16 protein-coding genes are annotated in these 15,996 nt (G+C 67.9%); 12 read left to right on the forward strand and 4 right to left on the reverse strand.

From position 1 onward, the window contains the following. Window positions 1-97: 97 nt before the first annotated feature. The 3 genes from AB0F43_RS33535 to AB0F43_RS33545 are packed head-to-tail and all read left to right on the forward strand — an operon-like array spanning window position 98 to window position 2,497. Complete coding sequence (locus AB0F43_RS33535) at window positions 98-1,060, forward strand: thiamine-phosphate kinase (RefSeq protein ID WP_360486207.1); 963 nt, start codon at window positions 98-100, stop codon at window positions 1,058-1,060. Between the two features lies 1 nt (window position 1,061). Beyond that, the gene (gene thiD / locus AB0F43_RS33540; protein WP_360486210.1) at window positions 1,062-1,865 is read left to right on the forward strand and encodes a bifunctional hydroxymethylpyrimidine kinase/phosphomethylpyrimidine kinase; all 804 of its coding nucleotides are present in this window, start codon (window positions 1,062-1,064) and stop codon (window positions 1,863-1,865) included. After that, window positions 1,862-2,497, forward strand: a complete 636-nt coding sequence (locus tag AB0F43_RS33545; RefSeq protein WP_360486213.1) for a DinB family protein — start codon at window positions 1,862-1,864, stop codon at window positions 2,495-2,497. Before thiD ends, AB0F43_RS33545 begins: the two co-directional genes overlap by 4 nt. On the opposite strand, the gene AB0F43_RS33550 is transcribed toward AB0F43_RS33545, so the two are convergent. Then, a complete protein-coding gene (locus AB0F43_RS33550) occupies window positions 2,475-3,635 on the reverse strand; it encodes an ROK family transcriptional regulator (protein WP_360486216.1) in 1,161 nt (386 codons plus the stop codon). The two genes, AB0F43_RS33545 and AB0F43_RS33550, sit on opposite strands and share 23 nt — an antisense overlap. A 47-nt stretch (window positions 3,636-3,682) precedes the next feature. On the opposite strand from AB0F43_RS33550, the gene AB0F43_RS33555 reads away from it, so the two are divergent. The 4 genes from AB0F43_RS33555 to AB0F43_RS33570 all read left to right on the forward strand — a co-directional run bounded on the left by AB0F43_RS33555 (window position 3,683) and on the right by AB0F43_RS33570 (window position 8,485). Then, window positions 3,683-4,339 carry an HAD-IA family hydrolase gene (locus AB0F43_RS33555; RefSeq protein ID WP_360486219.1) on the forward strand — a complete coding sequence of 219 codons (657 nt, stop codon included), beginning with the start codon at window positions 3,683-3,685 and terminating at the stop codon, window positions 4,337-4,339. Further along, window positions 4,336-5,523 carry an MFS transporter gene (locus AB0F43_RS33560; RefSeq protein ID WP_360486222.1) on the forward strand — a complete coding sequence of 396 codons (1,188 nt, stop codon included), beginning with the start codon at window positions 4,336-4,338 and terminating at the stop codon, window positions 5,521-5,523. The genes AB0F43_RS33555 and AB0F43_RS33560 overlap by 4 nt, the downstream gene beginning before the upstream one ends. 510 nt (window positions 5,524-6,033) lie before the next feature. Further along, the gene (locus AB0F43_RS33565; protein WP_360486225.1) at window positions 6,034-7,830 is read left to right on the forward strand and encodes a DUF222 domain-containing protein; all 1,797 of its coding nucleotides are present in this window, start codon (window positions 6,034-6,036) and stop codon (window positions 7,828-7,830) included. Window positions 7,831-8,002: 172 nt separating this feature from the next. Beyond that, complete coding sequence (locus AB0F43_RS33570; RefSeq protein ID WP_360486228.1) at window positions 8,003-8,485, forward strand: GNAT family N-acetyltransferase; 483 nt, start codon at window positions 8,003-8,005, stop codon at window positions 8,483-8,485. Between the two features lie 60 nt (window positions 8,486-8,545). On the opposite strand, the gene AB0F43_RS33575 is transcribed toward AB0F43_RS33570, so the two are convergent. Both AB0F43_RS33575 and AB0F43_RS33580 read right to left on the reverse strand, forming a co-directional pair. Continuing rightward, complete coding sequence (locus tag AB0F43_RS33575; protein WP_360486231.1) at window positions 8,546-8,776, reverse strand: hypothetical protein; 231 nt, start codon at window positions 8,774-8,776, stop codon at window positions 8,546-8,548. An 11-nt stretch (window positions 8,777-8,787) separates the two neighbouring features. Further along, complete coding sequence (locus AB0F43_RS33580) at window positions 8,788-9,390, reverse strand: HAD-IA family hydrolase (RefSeq protein WP_360486233.1); 603 nt, start codon at window positions 9,388-9,390, stop codon at window positions 8,788-8,790. 123 nt (window positions 9,391-9,513) lie between these two features. Here AB0F43_RS33580 and AB0F43_RS33585 point away from each other — a divergent pair, with 123 nt between their 5' ends. From AB0F43_RS33585 to rpmB, 5 genes are all read left to right on the forward strand, one after another. Then, window positions 9,514-10,797 (forward strand): extracellular solute-binding protein, encoded by a 1,284-nt coding sequence (locus AB0F43_RS33585; protein WP_360486236.1) that lies wholly within the window; start codon window positions 9,514-9,516, stop codon window positions 10,795-10,797. 1 nt (window position 10,798) lies between these two features. Continuing rightward, entirely contained in the window at window positions 10,799-11,794 is a 996-nt protein-coding gene (locus tag AB0F43_RS33590; protein WP_360486239.1) for a sugar ABC transporter permease, read from the forward strand. Then, window positions 11,784-12,611, forward strand: a complete 828-nt coding sequence (locus AB0F43_RS33595; protein ID WP_360486242.1) for a carbohydrate ABC transporter permease — start codon at window positions 11,784-11,786, stop codon at window positions 12,609-12,611. Before AB0F43_RS33590 ends, AB0F43_RS33595 begins: the two co-directional genes overlap by 11 nt. Window positions 12,612-12,637: 26 nt before the next feature. After that, on the forward strand, window positions 12,638-14,626 hold the full coding sequence (locus tag AB0F43_RS33600; RefSeq protein ID WP_360486245.1) for an aldo/keto reductase: 1,989 nt from the start codon (window positions 12,638-12,640) through the stop codon (window positions 14,624-14,626). An 84-nt stretch (window positions 14,627-14,710) separates the two neighbouring features. Next, window positions 14,711-14,932 carry a 50S ribosomal protein L28 gene (gene rpmB, locus AB0F43_RS33605; RefSeq protein ID WP_131355194.1) on the forward strand — a complete coding sequence of 74 codons (222 nt, stop codon included), beginning with the start codon at window positions 14,711-14,713 and terminating at the stop codon, window positions 14,930-14,932. A 57-nt stretch (window positions 14,933-14,989) separates the two neighbouring features. On the opposite strand, the gene AB0F43_RS33610 is transcribed toward rpmB, so the two are convergent. After that, window positions 14,990-15,985, reverse strand: a complete 996-nt coding sequence (locus AB0F43_RS33610) for an SAM-dependent methyltransferase (RefSeq protein WP_360486248.1) — start codon at window positions 15,983-15,985, stop codon at window positions 14,990-14,992. Between the last annotated feature and the right edge of the window lie 11 nt (window positions 15,986-15,996).

Raw genomic sequence — 15,996 nt, forward strand, 5'->3', positions numbered from 1 at the left:
CTCCGGCCACGGTACTGCGAGACGGCCGGGCGTACTCTTCGTTGCCCGGTCACGGTACCGCCTAGACTCCGGTTGGCGATATGGGAGGTCTGCTGACGTGACAGAGACGTTGGGGAGCACGGGTGAGTTCGGCCTGATCGAGGCCGTCACCAAAGGGCTGTCCACAGGTGAGGACGTCCTGGTCGGGCCCGGCGACGACGCGGCCGTGGTGGCCGTGCCGGACGGCCGGATGGTGATCACGACGGATCTGCTGGTCGAGGGCCGCCACTTCCGCCAGGACTGGTCGTCGGCGTACGACGTGGGCCGCAAGGCCGCGGCACAGAACCTGGCCGACATCATGGCCATGGGTGCCCGGCCGACCTCGCTCGTGGTCGGCTTCGGAGCGCCGCCGGACCTGCCGACCGCCTGGGCGCTGGAGCTCAACCAGGGCCTGGTCGACGAGGCCGAGCTGGTCGAGGTCAGCATCGTGGGCGGCGACACCGTGCAGTCGGACAAGATCATCGTCTCGGTGACCGCGTTCGGCACGCTGGATGGCCGGCCGCCGGTCCTGCGCTCCGGTGCGCGCCCTGGCGACGAGGTCGCCTACATCGGCCGGCTGGGCTGGGCCGAAGCCGGCTGGATGGTGCTGAGCCGCGGCTTCCGCTCACCCCGCTCGGTGGTCGAGGCACATCGCCGCCCGCAACCGCCGTACGCCGAAGGGCCCAAGGCTGCCCTCGCCGGCGCTTCCTCCCTGTGTGACGTGAGCGACGGGCTGCTGGCCGACCTCGGTCATATCGCAGTCGCCAGTCAGGTCGTCATCGACGTGCACTCGCAGGCGCTCACCGTACCCGAGCCACTGCAGGCCGTCGCGGCGGCGACTGGCCTGGACGCGCTCAAGTTCGTCCTGACCGGCGGCGAGGACCACGCGCTGGTCGGTACTTTCGAGCCGGCCGACGTACCCGAGGGCTGGACCGTCATCGGTTCGGTTGCGGAGGGCAACGAGGAACGGTCGGCCGGAACCGTCACGGTGGACGGAGAGGCGTACGCCGCCGAGTCCGGTCACGCTCATTTCAGGAGTTGAGATGCTGCCCAGAGTGCTGACGATCGCCGGATCGGACTCCGGCGGCGGTGCCGGGATCCAGGCGGATCTGAAGTCGATGCTGGCCAACGGTGTGCACGGGATGAGCGTGCTGACCGCGATCACGGCGCAGAACAGTCTCGGCGTCCAGGGGGCGTGGGAGCTGCCGGAGGAGCAGGTGCGGGCGCAGTTCCGCAGTGTGGTGGACGACATCGGGGTCGACGCTGTGAAGACCGGCATGCTGGCGTCGGAGTCGATGGTCCGGGTGGTCGCGTCGTTGCTGCGCACCTTGCCGCCGTCGGTGCCTGTCGTGGTGGACCCGGTCTCGGTGTCGAAGCACGGTGACGCGTTGCTGGCCGCCGATGCGATGGACGCCGTACGGTCGGAGATCGTGCCGCTGGCAACTGTCCTCACGCCGAACCTCACCGAGCTCGGACCGGTCGCCGGCATGGACTTGGAGACGGTGGAGGATCGAGAGCTCGCGGCGAAGGTGCTACTCGATGCAGGAGCCTCGTGGGTGCTCGTGAAGGGCGGCCACGACCCGGGTACGGCGTCTGTCGACGTACTGCACGGTCCAGGGGTACGGCGGGCCTACAGCGCCGTACGCGCGGACAACCGGCACACCCATGGCACCGGATGCACACTGGCCAGTGCGATCGCGTCGTACCTTGCGCGTGGGTACGACGTACCGGGTGCAGTGGGGGCGGCCAAGGAGTACGTGACCGGGGCGATCGGGGCCGGGTTCGCGCTCGGTGGTGGAATCGGTCCGGTCGATCACGCCTGGCGATTTCGAGGGAGCAGCAGTTGAGCAAGCGGCAGCCGCCGGTGGACGGGTACTGCGAGCAGTGCGGGTTCAACTACGACACGGGCGATCTGCAGGGCACGGTGACCACGCTGATCCGGCAGTCAGCCGACTGCAGCATGGCGCTCACCAAAGCGGCGGCCGGGCCTGATCCGGACGTCGTACGGCTGCGGCCGGAGCCTGAGGTGTGGTCGGCCATCGAGTACGCCTGCCATGTGCGCGACGTGCTGGAGGTCCAGCGGCAGCGGATAGCCCAGTGCCTCGCGGAGGACCGGCCGGTGTACGCGCCCATGGACCGGACCGGTCGGGTGAAGGAGCTCAAGTACGAGGACCAGGACCCGATGGAGGTGGCGGCCGCGCTGATGCGGTTCGCTCGCGAGTTCGGTGCGGCCGCGCGGGTGCTGACGCCGCCGCAGCTGGGCAAGCTGGGTCTCTACAACTACCCGGTGCGTGCGCCGCGGACACTGGGCTGGATCATCCGCCACACCGCTCACGAGATCCAGCACCACCGCCACGACATCATCACGATCCTGGCGCAGGTGGAGCCTCCGATCGTCCCCAAGCCCGCTGTGGAGGCAGAGTCGGCTGTTGAGGACGAGCCGCCGGTGGGGGAAGTCAGCGCCGATCAGCCCACGTAGCGATCGACGGCTCGGCGGTGAGGTGGTCCAGCGCCAGTGCCGCGGCCCCGCGCAACGGACCGTCAGGCTGGTGCGCGGCAGGCATCACCGGCGGGGGAGAGGCGCGGTGGAAGGTCATCAGTCCGGCTAGGTAGGCCTGGTCGAAGGTGGAGTTGGCGGCAGCCCGGAGTGGGATGGCCAACCCGCCCAGAGTGACCACATCCGGGTCATGCGCGTTGACGAGACCTGCGATGCCAGTGGCGAGTGCAGTGACCACTCTGGCGACCGCACGGCTCGCAGCAGGGCCAGTACGCCGCAGCACGTCCTCGGCGTAGCCGTACGGGTCCTCTGGTGCAGGCTCCTTGAGGTGACGAGCCAGTGCGCGACCGTCGACCTCCAGGTCCCAGCACCCACGCGCTCCGCACGGACACTGCCGTGCGCGGTCGCCGAACGGTACGTGCCCGTACTCCCCGCCAGCCCCCGACCGCCCCTGCGCGGGCACGCCGTCGATCAGCAGCGTGCCGCCGATACCCACCTCGACGATCAGGTGCAACGCCGTACCAGCTCCGGCAGCAGCGCCAGTGCGGGCCTCAGCCACACCACTCAGCGTGGCGTCGTTGCCGGCGAGCAGCGTCAGCCCTGTACCTGCTGTGACGATCTCCAGGTCCAGCTCGGACCAGTCCAGCGTCGGTGCCTGCATTAGATGGTTGTCGCGGATGGTGCCTGGCGCCGCGAGGCTCACCACTCGCAGGCGCTCGCCGTACTCGTCCCGCACCTGCTCCACGACTCTTTGCAGATTACCCAGGACCACCTGCGGCCTTCGACTCCGGTGACGCTTTGACTGCTGGTCCAGGAACGACCCGTCCAGCGCGACCACAGCACTCCGCCAACTGCCCTGCCGGAGGTCCAGTGCGAGCACCACAGGGCCACGGGGATGCGCGCGCAGCAGAGTCGTCGGCCGCCCGCGTCCCCGACTAGGTGCAGGGACCTCAGTGAGTAGCTGTACTTCGCGCAGCCGCGCGGTGACCTCAGTGGCCGAACTGGTGCTCAGCCGCAGCTCCCGCGCCACCTCGGCCCGCGTGATCCCGGGCCGACGGCTCACCCGAGTGAGTACGTCGGCAGCCGTCTGCCACTGCCCGCGGCGCACCACTGTCGTCATGCCATGGTTCTACCTTATGCTCGGAGAACGAGTTTAATGGAGGGGTGATGGCGATCCGCGACATCCGCGCCGTGCTGTTCGACATGGACGGCACACTCGTCGACTCCGACGCCGCCGTGGAGCGCGCGTGGACGGTCTGGTCGGGGGAGTACGGCGTACCGGTCGCCGACGTGCTCGCCATCGCCCACGGCAGCCCGGCCGAATCCACTGTGGACCGCATGCGCTCCGACTTGCCGGCGGAGGCACGGGCGGCAGCAGCGGCCAGGCAGCTGGAGCTCCAGTACGACGACCTGTCCGACGTTGTGGCGACACCTGGTGCGGTCGAGGTTCTCGGCGTGCTGGATCGACTCGGCCTGCCTTGGGCGGTCGTGACCAGCGCGGACAACCGGCTGGCCAAGGTACGCCTGGCTGCAGCCGGCATCGAACCACCTGTGCTGGTGACGGTCGAAGACATCACCCGTGGCAAGCCGGACCCTGAGGGGTATCTGCACGCTGCCGATCTACTCGGCGTACCACCTCGGCAGTGCCTGGTCGTAGAAGATGCCGCAGTCGGCCTGGCAGCCGGCGAAGCCGCTGGAGCTGTTACAGCCGGTTTGAAGGGGCTGTCGGCCGACATCCAGTTGGCTGACCTTCACCAGCTCGCCGACCTGCTCGCAGCCGCCCGGACGGAGGACTCTGGGTCTGCCGATCTGACAGCCGGATGACAGGCCGGGCGGACGGGATCCGGATCGGCGTCGGACTCTCGTCAATGGGGTACCTGCTGGCGGGGCTCGGTGCCTGCGTCGCCGTGCTCGCCCGTGACCTGGACGAGTCCACTGGCCGACTCGCGCTACTGTCGTCCGCCTTCGCAGTGGGGCTGGTCGTCGTCGCGGTAGTGGGCCCGATGCTGCTGCGATCGTGGGCGCTCACCACGGTGCTGCGCATCGGCTCGCTGGTGTGTGCGGTTGGCGCGGTGCTGCTCGCGCTGGCGCCTGCGTACGGCGTGGCGGTCGCAGGCGGACTGTGCGTCGGCCTGGGTGGGGCGCTGCTCGTACTCGTCGCTCCACTCGTGTTGCACGGCCCAACTGCTGCTGCGCGCCTGAGCAGGGTGAACGCGGTCGCCAGTGCCACGGGGATTCTGGCGCCTATCGCGATCGGTGCGGTTGACTCTCTCGGTCCCACGGGCCGCCTGGCGCTGCTGGCCGCCGTACCGCCGCTTGTCGGCCTCGCCGTACTCAAGGTCAAGCCTGTGGACGGCCAGCCTGACGAACCGCTCAGCGGGGGAGTGGCGTCGACCCGCACTGCCGCTGTGGCCGTCGCATTGGGCTGGCTGCGTGTGGTGCTGGCGGTCGGTGTGGAGTTCTGCTTCGTTGTCTGGGCTGTCGCACGGCTGCTGGCCACAGGGTTGCCGATGGCAACTTCCGCGCTCTTAGGCAGCGCGTTCCCGATCGGTATGGCGGTTGGCCGCGCGGTCGGTCCTATCCACTGGCGCACCTGGTCGCCTGTCGTCCCGGGCGGCCTGCTCGCGATCATCGGCACGCTCCTCGTCAGCCTCTTCGACTCCCCGGCCGCCGTCACCATCGGCCTGGTCATCGCCGGTACCGGCGTAGCCCCGCTCTACCCCGTCACCCTGGCCGCCCTGGTCGCCACCCCAGGCCCCAACCCAACCCGCCTAGCAGCAATCGGCGCCCTGGCCTCCGGCACTGCCATCCTGGTAACCCCCGCCGCCCTAGCGTCCCTAGCCCGCCTGGCCGATCTCCGCACGGCCTATCTGATCGCGATCCCGCTGATCCTCGCCCTCATCGCCCTCAGCCGCCGACCGGACAGGCGTGAGGCCCTCCAGCCTGCCCATGGAGACACCCTCCACCGCGTCGACTGCCTGACTCCCCGCGCTCAGCAGAGCGACTGACAACCAGCCCGAGTACACCTATCCGCGCCCACCACGTCGTGGCGCACCCGCGTGCACCAGCGCCGCCATCGGACGCCCGCGAACTGTATGGCCGCAGTCCGCTGGTGCACGCGGGAGTTGGTGCGGTGGTCGCTCGCCCGCGCTGGCTCCCGCGGTCATCCGTATGCACTGGCGGCCCCGGCCCACGGCCGCCGATGCAGCGCGGCCGTGGTCCGCTGGGGCGGCTCGGTCGCTGGCATACCGCTCGGCACTCGCGCGCCGAGCGGACGTAGTGACCAGCCTTCAGCGCGATGACCTGGGCACGCTCGACGAGAAGACCCCCGCGCTGCGGGGCAAACTGTCGACCCCATCACCGTCCGAGGTAGGCAGCCGCGTGCTGCTTCCGCCCAGCGAACTCGACGCCCCCGTCGTCCCGCGACTTACCGCAGTCGTGCCTGCATACATGCTTGGTTGCGTTGAATGAGTGTGACGTTTCCCCTTGTGGATAAGGGATTCTGAGCCTGTCTGCGTTTGGCGCGGTGCGAGGTTTGGCATAAGATCGAACACATGTTCGATGAAGATCTGACTTCGCTGCCGACGGCTGACCTGTTGGAATCGGCCGCCGCGCACCGTGCCGAGGCCAACCGCCTCGACGCGCGGCTTCTCGAACACGCCCAGATCTACGCCGACCGCTACCACCCCGGCCTCTGTCCGACCCGTCCCCGGCGGCCGTCTTCCGACGGCCGCGAACGTGCCGTCGTCCTCGGCGGCGACGGCTGCCCCGAGATCGCCGAGTTCGCACCGGCCGAGTTCGGCGTGATGATCGGGATCTCGGCGGGCGCGGCCGCGGATTACATCGGGCAAGCCTTGGCGCTGCGGCACCGCCTCCCGTTGACCTGGGCCCGCGTCCTGGCCGGAGAGGCAACGCCCTGGAAGGCCCGCAAGATCGCCACCGCCTGCCTGGAGTTGTCCTATGACGCCGCCAGGACTGTCGACCAGCGAGTAGCCCGGGTCGTCGACTCACTCACTCCCGGCCGGCTGGACAAGATCGTCGAAGCCGCGAAGAAGCACGCCGACCCCGACGGCGCCCGCAAGAAGGCCGAGGAGAAGAACCGGGAACGCGGCGTCTATGTGAGCCGCTGCGACGAGTTTGGCTCCAAGAAGATCTTCATCCGCACCGCCTCCGGGCATGCAACGAGGTTCAACGCCCGCATCGGCAGCATCGCCGAAGCCCTGAAGATCATCGGCGACACGAACTCTCTACAAAACCGCCGCGCCAGCGCCGTCGGCATCATCGCCGACCCCCGCTACACCGAAGAACTCCTCCACCAGGCTCACCAACACCTCATCAGCACCCGTCCGGCGACGATTCCGGATCGCCACGCCCGAGCGGCTGACGCCGCCGCCACCCCGCACCGCACCGCACGAGCGGTTGACACCGCCGGCGGCAGTGCCGCGCCACCCTCTGCGGCGACCGCTGAGCCGGCCACCGAGGAAGGTCGTACACCCCGGACTTGCGATCTGCCCGAACAGACAGGCACGGATGGCCCCGACCGTCTTGAGGACGAAGTCCCGCCGGACGATTGGGCCGAGCCTCACCTGAACGACGAGGCGGACCGCGACGCGCCACACCCCGCAGACAGCGACCTCCCCGACCCACTCGACACCCTTTACAACGAGGCTGTCGAGCCGTTCGACCCTGGCCTGCTGTCCGACCCCGACGCCGGCCAGCCGCTGGACGCTGCCGCCCGCCGCGCGCTGGACGCCCGGCTCGCGCAGATCAGGTACGACGCACACACCCAGCCGCGATCCCGCGGACGGCTGAGCCCTGGGCAGACCGAGATCTACGTACACCTCACCGACCACACCCTCGCCACCGGCAACGGCGTACTCAGGGCCGAAGACATCGGCCCGCTCATCGCGTCCCAGCTCACCGAACTCATCGGCCACGGCCCGTACACCGTAAAGCCGATCATCGATCTGCATGACGCCGTCAGCGTCGACGCATACGAAATCCCCGACCGGATCCGCGAACGGATCAAGCTGATGCACCCGGTCGAAGTGTTCCCCTACGGCACCCGCGAAACCCACGCCCCGATGGACCTGGACCATATCCAGCCCTACGACCCGCTCGGCCCACCCGGCCAGACCAACACCATGAATCTCGCACCCCTGCGCCGCTTCCCGCACAGGGTCAAGACCCACGGCCGCTGGAAGCTACGCCGCCTCGACCACACAACCCTGGAATGGACCACCCCCAACGGCTTCACCTTCACCGTCGACCCCACTGGCACCCACCGAGCCCCAGGACCGCTGCCGGATGACTGAACCGCTGAGCTCGTCAGTCACCCCAGGTTGGTCAGGCACGCAAAGTACTGTTGCGCGCATGGAGTGCTTCGCCGCCTGGCGTAGTCGCCGCTGAGGGTGACCCGCCGCTGCATCACGAGCCTGAGCGGGTCAAGACACGTCCGATCCTCCCTCAGTGCGAGAGGCACACTTCATGCTCATTCGTTCGTACGTCCAAGCTGATCTCACTCGGCTCACCGAGCTGACCATCGAGACATTCCGGCCGTTCTACGAAGAGTCCTTCCGCCCGCTCGTGGGCGAGACCATTTTCGCCAACCAGCACGGCAACTGGCGCGACGACTACCGCAAACAGGTCGCTGGGCTCCACGAGCCCGCGCAGGACAAGCACGTCGCGGTCGCCGAAGTCGATCGGGTCGTCGCCGGTTACGTTGCCTGGAGCATCGACTCCGTACGGCGGAACGGCAGCATCACCATCCTGGCTGTCGCGGCCGACCACCGCCGGGACAACCTCGGCACCGCACTCTGCGAGCACGCCTTCGATGCGATGCGACAGCACGGTGCCGAGGTAGTCGAGATCGGCACCGGGGGCGACGACTTCCACGCGCCCGCTCGCGCTCTCTACGAGAGCCTCGGCTGCGTACAACTCCCGGTTGCCGTCTACTACCGCAAGCTCTGACGCCTGTCCCGGCTGGTCGCGACCATCCGCCGCGACCAGCCGGGCCACATCAGAACGCTTCTACTGCTTCGTGTGCTTGCCGACCATCTTGACGAGGGAGTCGGGCGGGATGACCTTCACATGGGGGGCGAGGCCGTTGACGACCGTCATCACGTTGTCGACCGACTTGCTCCACGCGTGCCAGAGGACGATCGAGTAGCCGGCCTCCGAGAACGGGTTGCGGGTCGCCGTTGCCTCCAGGAGCGGCTGGCGCTGTCCTACGTTGTCATCTGTCCCGCGACGATGCCACATCTACTCCCGCATCACAAGAGTTCGTACCGGCGAAGCAGGGCGATCAGCTCGTCCACGCCCGACTCGAGATCGTAGACCTCGGCGTGCAGTCCGACGCTCCGGGCGCCCGCTACGTTGCTTTCGTTGTCGTCGATGAACAGCACCGACGAGGCCGGGACCTCGAGCGCGCCGAGAATCGCCCGGAAGTACGCCGGATCGGGCTTGGCCAGCCCCAGGTCGCACGAGTAGAAGGTCTGGTCGAACCACTCGCCGTACCCGCGCTCGTCCTGCATGATCGCGCGCCGATACGCATGCTGGTTCGTGGCGAGATGACAGTCGACGCCATCGGCGCGCAAGGCTGCGATCAACGAGACGGCCGCCGGTTCAGCGGCGAACCAGTGCCACGGCTCCAGCGCGTCCTCCAGCGGCACAGGAGAGTTCCAGCGCCGGAGGACTTCGGCCACGGCGTCCCGGAAGTCACCTTTGCCGACCAGGCTCGGCTTCTCGGCCTGCATGAGGTCAGCGACGAAGGCATCGCCGTCGCCGGCCGGGACGAACGACGTCAGCCGCGACCACCAGTCGATGGTCGGGCGCTGGATGACGCCGTCGGCGTCGAAGAGAACGGCGGAGATCATGTCGCCATCCTGACACCTTGGGGCCTTGACCGGTTCAGTCGGTATGCGCTTACCTTGTCGGTGCCTGAACAATTCTGGACAACTTCCGGCGGAAATGAACACAGAAAGCGCCAGGTGAGGCGTATGACAGTGAGCAGAAGGAAGTTCTTCGCGCTCGGCGCGGGCGCCACCGCGGCCGCGACCGGTCTCACCGGGTGCGGATCCCGCAGCTCGCTCGGTGGTTCCGACCAGCTCAGCATGTGGACCTGGGTCGGGTCGGTGAACGACGACCTGATCGGACAGGCCGAGAAGGCGATCCCAGGGTACGACGACATGCGCCTGGCGATGACCCGGATCGGCACCAACTACAAGACCAAGGTGCTGACCGCGCTGGCCGGCAAATCGCTGGTCCCCGACATCGTCGCGATCAACGACGACGTCGCGACGTACTTCCCGAACGCAGACCAGTTCCTCGATCTCAACGACCTCGGCGCCAAGGAGCTCGAGAAGGACTTCCTCGCCTGGAAGTGGAAGCTCGGGATCACGCCCGAGGGCAAGATGATGGCGTACCCGATGGACACCGGCCCCACCGCGCTGTTCTACCGCACGGACATGCTCCAGAAGGCCGGCATCGACACCGATCCGGCCGCCGTCGCCGAGCTGGCGCCGACCTGGGACGCCTACATCGAGCTCGGCAAGAAGCTCAAGGCGGCCGTGCCCGGCTCGGCCATCACCGACAACATCACCGGTGTCTACAGTTACGCGCTGGCTCAGCAGTCCAAGCGCTACATGACGCAGGACGGCCAATACATCGGCGACCAGGACCACATCCGCGAGCAGTTCGACCTCGCGATCCGGGTGGTGAAGGAAGGGTTGTCCGCCAACGCGCAGTCCGGGACGACGGACGCCAATGCCGTCGTCACCAACGGCAAGCTCGTCGCCTACAACGCGGCCGTCTGGTGGGCTCAGCTCGGGCCGAAGAACGCTGCCCCGAAGACCAAGGGACTCTGGCGGGTCACGACTCCGCCCGGCGGCGCCGGCAACCGTGGCGGGTCGTTCCTGGCCATCACGAAGTACTGCAAGAACCCCGAGGCCGCGTTCGCCTTCATCAGCTGGCTGGAGTCGTCGAAGAACCAGGCCCAGGCGTTCCTCGACCCGGTGCTGTTCCCGTCCACACCGGCCAGCTACACCGACGAGCGGATGACCGCGCCGGATCCGTTCTTCGGCGGCCAGAAGATCGTCGACGTGTTCGGCGCGTCGGCCAAGAAGTACCCGGGCGCCTACTTCAGTCCGTACGACTCGATCATCGGCTCGCCGATCTCTGCCGAGCTGGTCAACGTCGAGGTCGCGGGCAAGTCGCCCGACCAGGCCTGGGCCGACGCCCAGCGGCAGATCGAGCGTGAACTCACCCGAGCGGGGGCGATCTGACATGGCAGTGACCAGCAAGACACTCCCGTCCGCGATCAGCACCACCAAGGATCCGGGCTCCGGAAAGCCGCCGGGCAAGTACCGGCAGGCGTTGCCGCAGTACGCCGCGATCTCGCCGTTCTTCATCCTGTTCGCTGTCTTCGGCGCGTTCCCGGTGCTGTTCTCGATCTGGATCTCGTTCCACTCCTGGGACGGCATCGGGCAGATGACCTGGGTCGGCCTGGAGCAGTACAGCTACCTGCTCGGTGACCCGAAGTTCTGGCAGTCGATCGGGAACACCCTCATCATCTGGGTGCTGTCGACCGTCCCGATGCTGATGCTGGCGCTGGTGATCGCCAACGCGCTGCACAACGCCACCCGGTTCCGCAGCTTCTACCGGATCGCCTACTTCATCCCGAACGTCACCTCGGTGGTCGCCGTCACGATGGTGTTCGGCTCGATCTTCAGCAACAACTTCGGCCTGCTGAACGCGTTCCTGCAGTCGGTCGGGCTGACCAAGATCGAATGGCTCACCCAGCCGTGGGGGATCAAGATCGCGATCGCCACCATCGTCACCTGGCGCTGGGTCGGCTACAACGCGATCATCTTCCTGGCCGGCCTGCAGGCGATCTCGAACGACGTGTACGAGGCGGCCAGGGTCGACGGCGCGTCGTCGCGGCAGACGTTCTGGCGGATCACCGTGCCGCTGCTGCGCCCGGTCATCCTGTTCACCGCGGTCACCTCGACGATCGGCGGCCTGCAGATCTTCACCGAGTCCCAGGTCCTGGTCGGCGACACCGGCGGACCGGGTGGAGCGGGAACGACGATCGTGTCGTACCTGTACGAGAGCGCGTTCCTGGACAACCAGTTCGGGTACGGCGCCGCGATCGGCTGGGCCCTGTTCATCCTGATCGTGCTGTTCAGCATCATCAACTGGCGACTGATCGGCGGCGGTGACGAGCGGATCGCCCGCCGAGCCTCCCGCCGCGCCGGAAAGGAGACCGCCGATGCGCGCTGACCGGGCCCGTAACGTGATCAGCCACGCCGTGCTGATGTTCGGCGTGCTGCTGTCGATCTTCCCGTTCTACTGGATGGTGGTGATGGCCTCCAACACCACCTCGGACATCTTCAGCTACCCACCCAAACTGGTGATCGGATCGCACCTGTTCGAGAACATGGGCAAGGTGCTCGACAACATCGACTTCTTCGGCTCGATGCTGATCACCCTGATCGTGTCGGTCGCGGTCACCGTGCTGGTGCTGTTCTTCGACTCGCTGGCCGCCTTCGCCTTCGCCAAGTACGAGTTCCCCGGCCGCAACTGGCTCTTCGGGCTGCTGCTGGCCACGTTCATGATCCCGGCCCAGCTGAGCCTGGTGCCGCAGTTCGTGACACTGGCCGAGTTCGGCTGGATCGGGTCGCTGAAGGCACTGATCATCCCCGGCGCCGCCAACGCGTTCGGGATCTTCTGGATGCGCCAGTACGCCCGCGGCGCCATCCCCGACGAGCTCATCGCCGCGGCCAAGGTGGACGGCGCCGGATTCTTCCGCCAGTACCTCACCGTCGGCATCCCCGTGCTCAGGCCCGGCTTGGCCTTTCTGGGTATCTTCACCTTCATCAACGTCTGGAACGACTACCTCTGGCCATTGATCGTGATGACCGACCCGAACAAGCTGCCCCTGCAGGTCGCCCTGCAGCAGCTCAACGGCATCTACGGCACCGACTACTCGATGGTGATGGCCGGTGCCCTGATGAGTGTCATCCCGCTGATCGGCGTCTTCATCATCGGTGGACGCCACTTCATCGCCGACATCGCCGCCGGCGCGATGAAGTTCTGACCCACCCACAACCGAACGGGACTCCTTTGACTGCGCCTGACAACAAGCTTCGCTGGGGAATCATCGGCACCGGGAACATCGCCTCCCGGTTCGCCAGCCAGGTGCCGACGTCGGCGGCCAACACGGTCGTCGCCGTCGGCAGCCGGTCGATCGACTCGGCCAACGCCTTCGCCGACAAGTGGGACATCGCCAACCGGCACGGCTCGTACGACGACCTGCTCGCCGACCCGGAGGTGGACGCGGTCTACATCGCCACCCCGCACCCGATGCACGTCGAGTGGGCGATCAAGACCGCCGAAGCCGGCAAACACGTGCTGTGCGAGAAACCACTGGCGATCAACAAGGCCTGGGCCGAGGCGATGATCGAGGCCGCGGTCGCCAACGACGTCTTCCTGATGGAGGCGTACATGTACCGCTGCCTGCCGCAGACCAAGCTGATCGCCCAGCTGGTCCGCGACGGCGAGCTCGGCACCGTCCACCAGATCCAGGCCACCTTCGCGTTCGCCTCGTCGTACCGGCCGGAAAGCCGGATCTTCGCCGACGAGCTGGCCGGCGGCGGCATCCTCGACGTCGGCGGCTACCCGGTCTCGATGGCGCGGCTGATCGTCGGCGCCGCCACCGGGCAGCCGTTCGCCGACCCGGCCGCTGTCACCGCGGTCGGACACGTCGGCGAGACCGGCGCCGACGAATGGTCGGTCGCGACGTTGTTCTTCGACGGGGGCGTGACCGCCCAGGTCAGCACCGGCGTTCGGCTCGGTGACGACAACCAGGTCCGCATCTACGGCAGCGAGGGCTATCTCGTCGTCGAGGACCCGTGGTTCGGCGGCGACGGCAAGCCGACCCACGTCACCCTGCACAAGGTAGGGGAGGAGCCGCGGGACATCTCCGCGGAGCCGGCCCTCATCTACGCCGCCGAGGCCGACGCGGTCGCGGCCGCGATCGAGCAGCGGCAGGCGCCCGAGATGAGCTGGGCCGACACGCTCGGCAACCTGACCGTCCAGGACGCCTGGCGCAAGGCGATCGGGCAGCAGTACGCGAGCGAGCGGGACGACGTGGTCATCCCGACCGCCACCGGTCGCCCACTGAAGCGCCGCGACGACGCACCGATGAAGTACGGCCGGGTGCCGGGTCTGGACAAGGACGTGTCCAGACTCGTGATGGGCGTCGACAACCAGGAGACGCTGACGCACGCGGCAGCGATGTTCGACGACTTCGTCGAGCGCGGCGGTACGGCGTTCGACACCGCCTACATCTACGGCGGCGGGCGCGGTGAGAAGCTGCTCGGCCAGTGGATCACCTCGCGCGGCAACCGGGACGAGGTCGTTGTCATCGGCAAGGGTGCGCACACCCCGCACTGCAACCCCGAGTCGATCACCCGGCAGCTCACCGAGAGCCTCGAGCGGCTGCAGACCGACCACGTCGACCTGTACCTGATGCACCGGGACAACGAGGACATCCCGGTCGGCGAGTTCGTCGACGTACTCGACGAGCACTTCAAGGCCGGCCGGATCAAGGCGTACGGCGGCTCCAACTGGTCCACCACGCGGTTCGACGAGGCCAACGCGTACGCCGAGGCGAACGGCAAGCAGCCGTTCACGCTGCTGAGCAACCACCTCAGCCTGGCCCGGGCGTACGACGTACCGTGGGCAGGGTGCCGGCATGTCGCCGACGACGAGTCGCAGGCGTGGTTGCGGGACCGGCAGGTCGCCCTGTTCCCGTGGTCGAGCCAGGCGCGCGGGTTCTTCACCGGACGGGCCAAGCCGGAGGACCGCTCGGACGAGGAGCTGGTCCGCTGCTTCTACTCCGACGAGAACTTCCGCCGCCTGGACCGGGCCCGTGAACTGGCCGCCGCCAAGGGGGTCGAGCCGACCGCGATCGCACTGGCCTGGCTGCTGCACCAGCCGTACCCGGTGTTCCCGCTGATCGGCCCCCGCCACATCAGCGAGACCCGGACGTCGATGCCGGGCTTGTCGGTGGAACTGAGCGACGAGGAAGTGGCCTGGCTCACGGAGTAGTCCAGGTGTCTGAGCCGAATTGGTCGTGCGTCGGAGCCCATGTAACATGGTCTGTCGGTGTCACGACCCTGAACACGGAGAATCATGTCTAAGAAGTGCGATGTCTGCGGCAAGCAGCCGACGTTCGGCAACAACGTTGCCCGCCTGGGTAAGGGCGCGATGATCCGCCGGGTCAAGGCTCGCACGCCTCGGCGGTTCAACCCCAACATCCAGCCGGTCCGGGCGCTCATCAAAGGCACCCCGACCCGCCTGAAGGTCTGCACGTCCTGCATCAAGGCCGGCAAGGTTCAGCGCGTCGTCGGCTGATCACCAGCTTTCCTCCGTGTAGGGCCTTCAACTAGGCGCCCGGGTTCACCCGGGCGCCTAGTTGCGTTCGGCGATCACGGTGATCTCGTTGCGGTTGTGATGCAGTTGCCGCGCGTGCAGTACGCCGTACTCCTGCCGCAGCACGTCCATCCCGCGCCGGGCGCCGTCGAGCGGGTTCTTGCCGCCGCCCTTCAGCGTGACGATCGCCAGCCCGCCGCGGCGCAGGTGCGCGGCCGCGTCGAGCATCATCCGGGCGCTCATCACCTGGTCCATCCGCATGTCGTTCACCACCACGTCGAACCGCACCCGGTTCTCCGCGAAGAACCGCCCGGCCGTCGTCGCCGCGTGGTGAATCCGGCGGTCGCCGCGCAGCCGCGGGTCCAGCGAGCCCGGGTCGACCGACCACACCTCCTGCCCGTGCTGCCGCAGGATCCGGGTCCAGCCGCCCGGCGAGGCGCCCAGGTCCAGCGCCTTCCCGCCCGGCGGCAACTCCAGCCCGAAGGTCGCGATCGCCTCCTCCAGCTTGAACTCCGACCGCGACACCCGATCCTCCGACCGAGCCAGCCGCATCCGCCCACCCGGCCAGTCCGACAGGCTGAACTCGAGCCGGTTCAGGCCCAGCAGCACGGCCCGGCGGCCGGCGAAACAGGAGACGACGACCTCCTGACCGGAGCGCGTCACGGCGACCCCTCGGTCGGTGAGTGCTTCCTCCAGCCGGTGGTAGTAAGACCCTCCGGTGCCGGCGCCATCGGTCCAGGCCTGGACAGCGAGCGCCTTCGGATAGTCCGGCAGTTCGCCCAGCACCAGGTCGGCGAGCTCGTAGCCGGGCGGCAGCTCTGTGAAGCTCGCGATCTCAGTGGTCAGGTGCCGCACGAAGATGATCCGCCCCGCGTCGCACGCTCGCGCCAGGTCCTCGACGGACGGACCGGTGACACGCCCAAGGTCCCCGCTGACCCGCTCGATCCGCACCTCGCGGCCGAACACGGCCCGGATCTCCCGCACCGCCCACTCGTAACTGTCGGCAGCGACCGAGAACAGGATCGGGGAGAGCACAGCACATGGTA

Origin of the sequence: Kribbella sp. NPDC023972 (genome assembly GCF_040639075.1) — a bacterium.
Taxonomy (GTDB): Bacteria; Actinomycetota; Actinomycetes; order Propionibacteriales; family Kribbellaceae; genus Kribbella.

Excerpts from the sequence above, each read along its gene's own strand:
- AB0F43_RS33580 (WP_360486233.1), bottom strand. The coding sequence starts at position 9,390 with ATGATCTCCGCCGTTCTCTTCGACGCCGACGGCGTCATCCAGCGCCCG.
- AB0F43_RS33570 (WP_360486228.1), top strand. The coding sequence starts at position 8,003 with ATGCTCATTCGTTCGTACGTCCAAGCTGATCTCACTCGGCTCACCGAG.
- AB0F43_RS33595 (WP_360486242.1), top strand. The coding sequence starts at position 11,784 with ATGCGCGCTGACCGGGCCCGTAACGTGATCAGCCACGCCGTGCTGATG.
- AB0F43_RS33560 (WP_360486222.1), top strand. The coding sequence starts at position 4,336 with ATGACAGGCCGGGCGGACGGGATCCGGATCGGCGTCGGACTCTCGTCA.
- AB0F43_RS33575 (WP_360486231.1), bottom strand. The coding sequence starts at position 8,776 with ATGTGGCATCGTCGCGGGACAGATGACAACGTAGGACAGCGCCAGCCG.
- AB0F43_RS33555 (WP_360486219.1), top strand. The coding sequence starts at position 3,683 with ATGGCGATCCGCGACATCCGCGCCGTGCTGTTCGACATGGACGGCACA.
- AB0F43_RS33550 (WP_360486216.1), bottom strand. The coding sequence starts at position 3,635 with ATGACGACAGTGGTGCGCCGCGGGCAGTGGCAGACGGCTGCCGACGTA.
- AB0F43_RS33585 (WP_360486236.1), top strand. The coding sequence starts at position 9,514 with ATGACAGTGAGCAGAAGGAAGTTCTTCGCGCTCGGCGCGGGCGCCACC.
- AB0F43_RS33590 (WP_360486239.1), top strand. The coding sequence starts at position 10,799 with ATGGCAGTGACCAGCAAGACACTCCCGTCCGCGATCAGCACCACCAAG.
- rpmB (WP_131355194.1), top strand. The coding sequence starts at position 14,711 with ATGTCTAAGAAGTGCGATGTCTGCGGCAAGCAGCCGACGTTCGGCAAC.
- thiD (WP_360486210.1), top strand. The coding sequence starts at position 1,062 with ATGCTGCCCAGAGTGCTGACGATCGCCGGATCGGACTCCGGCGGCGGT.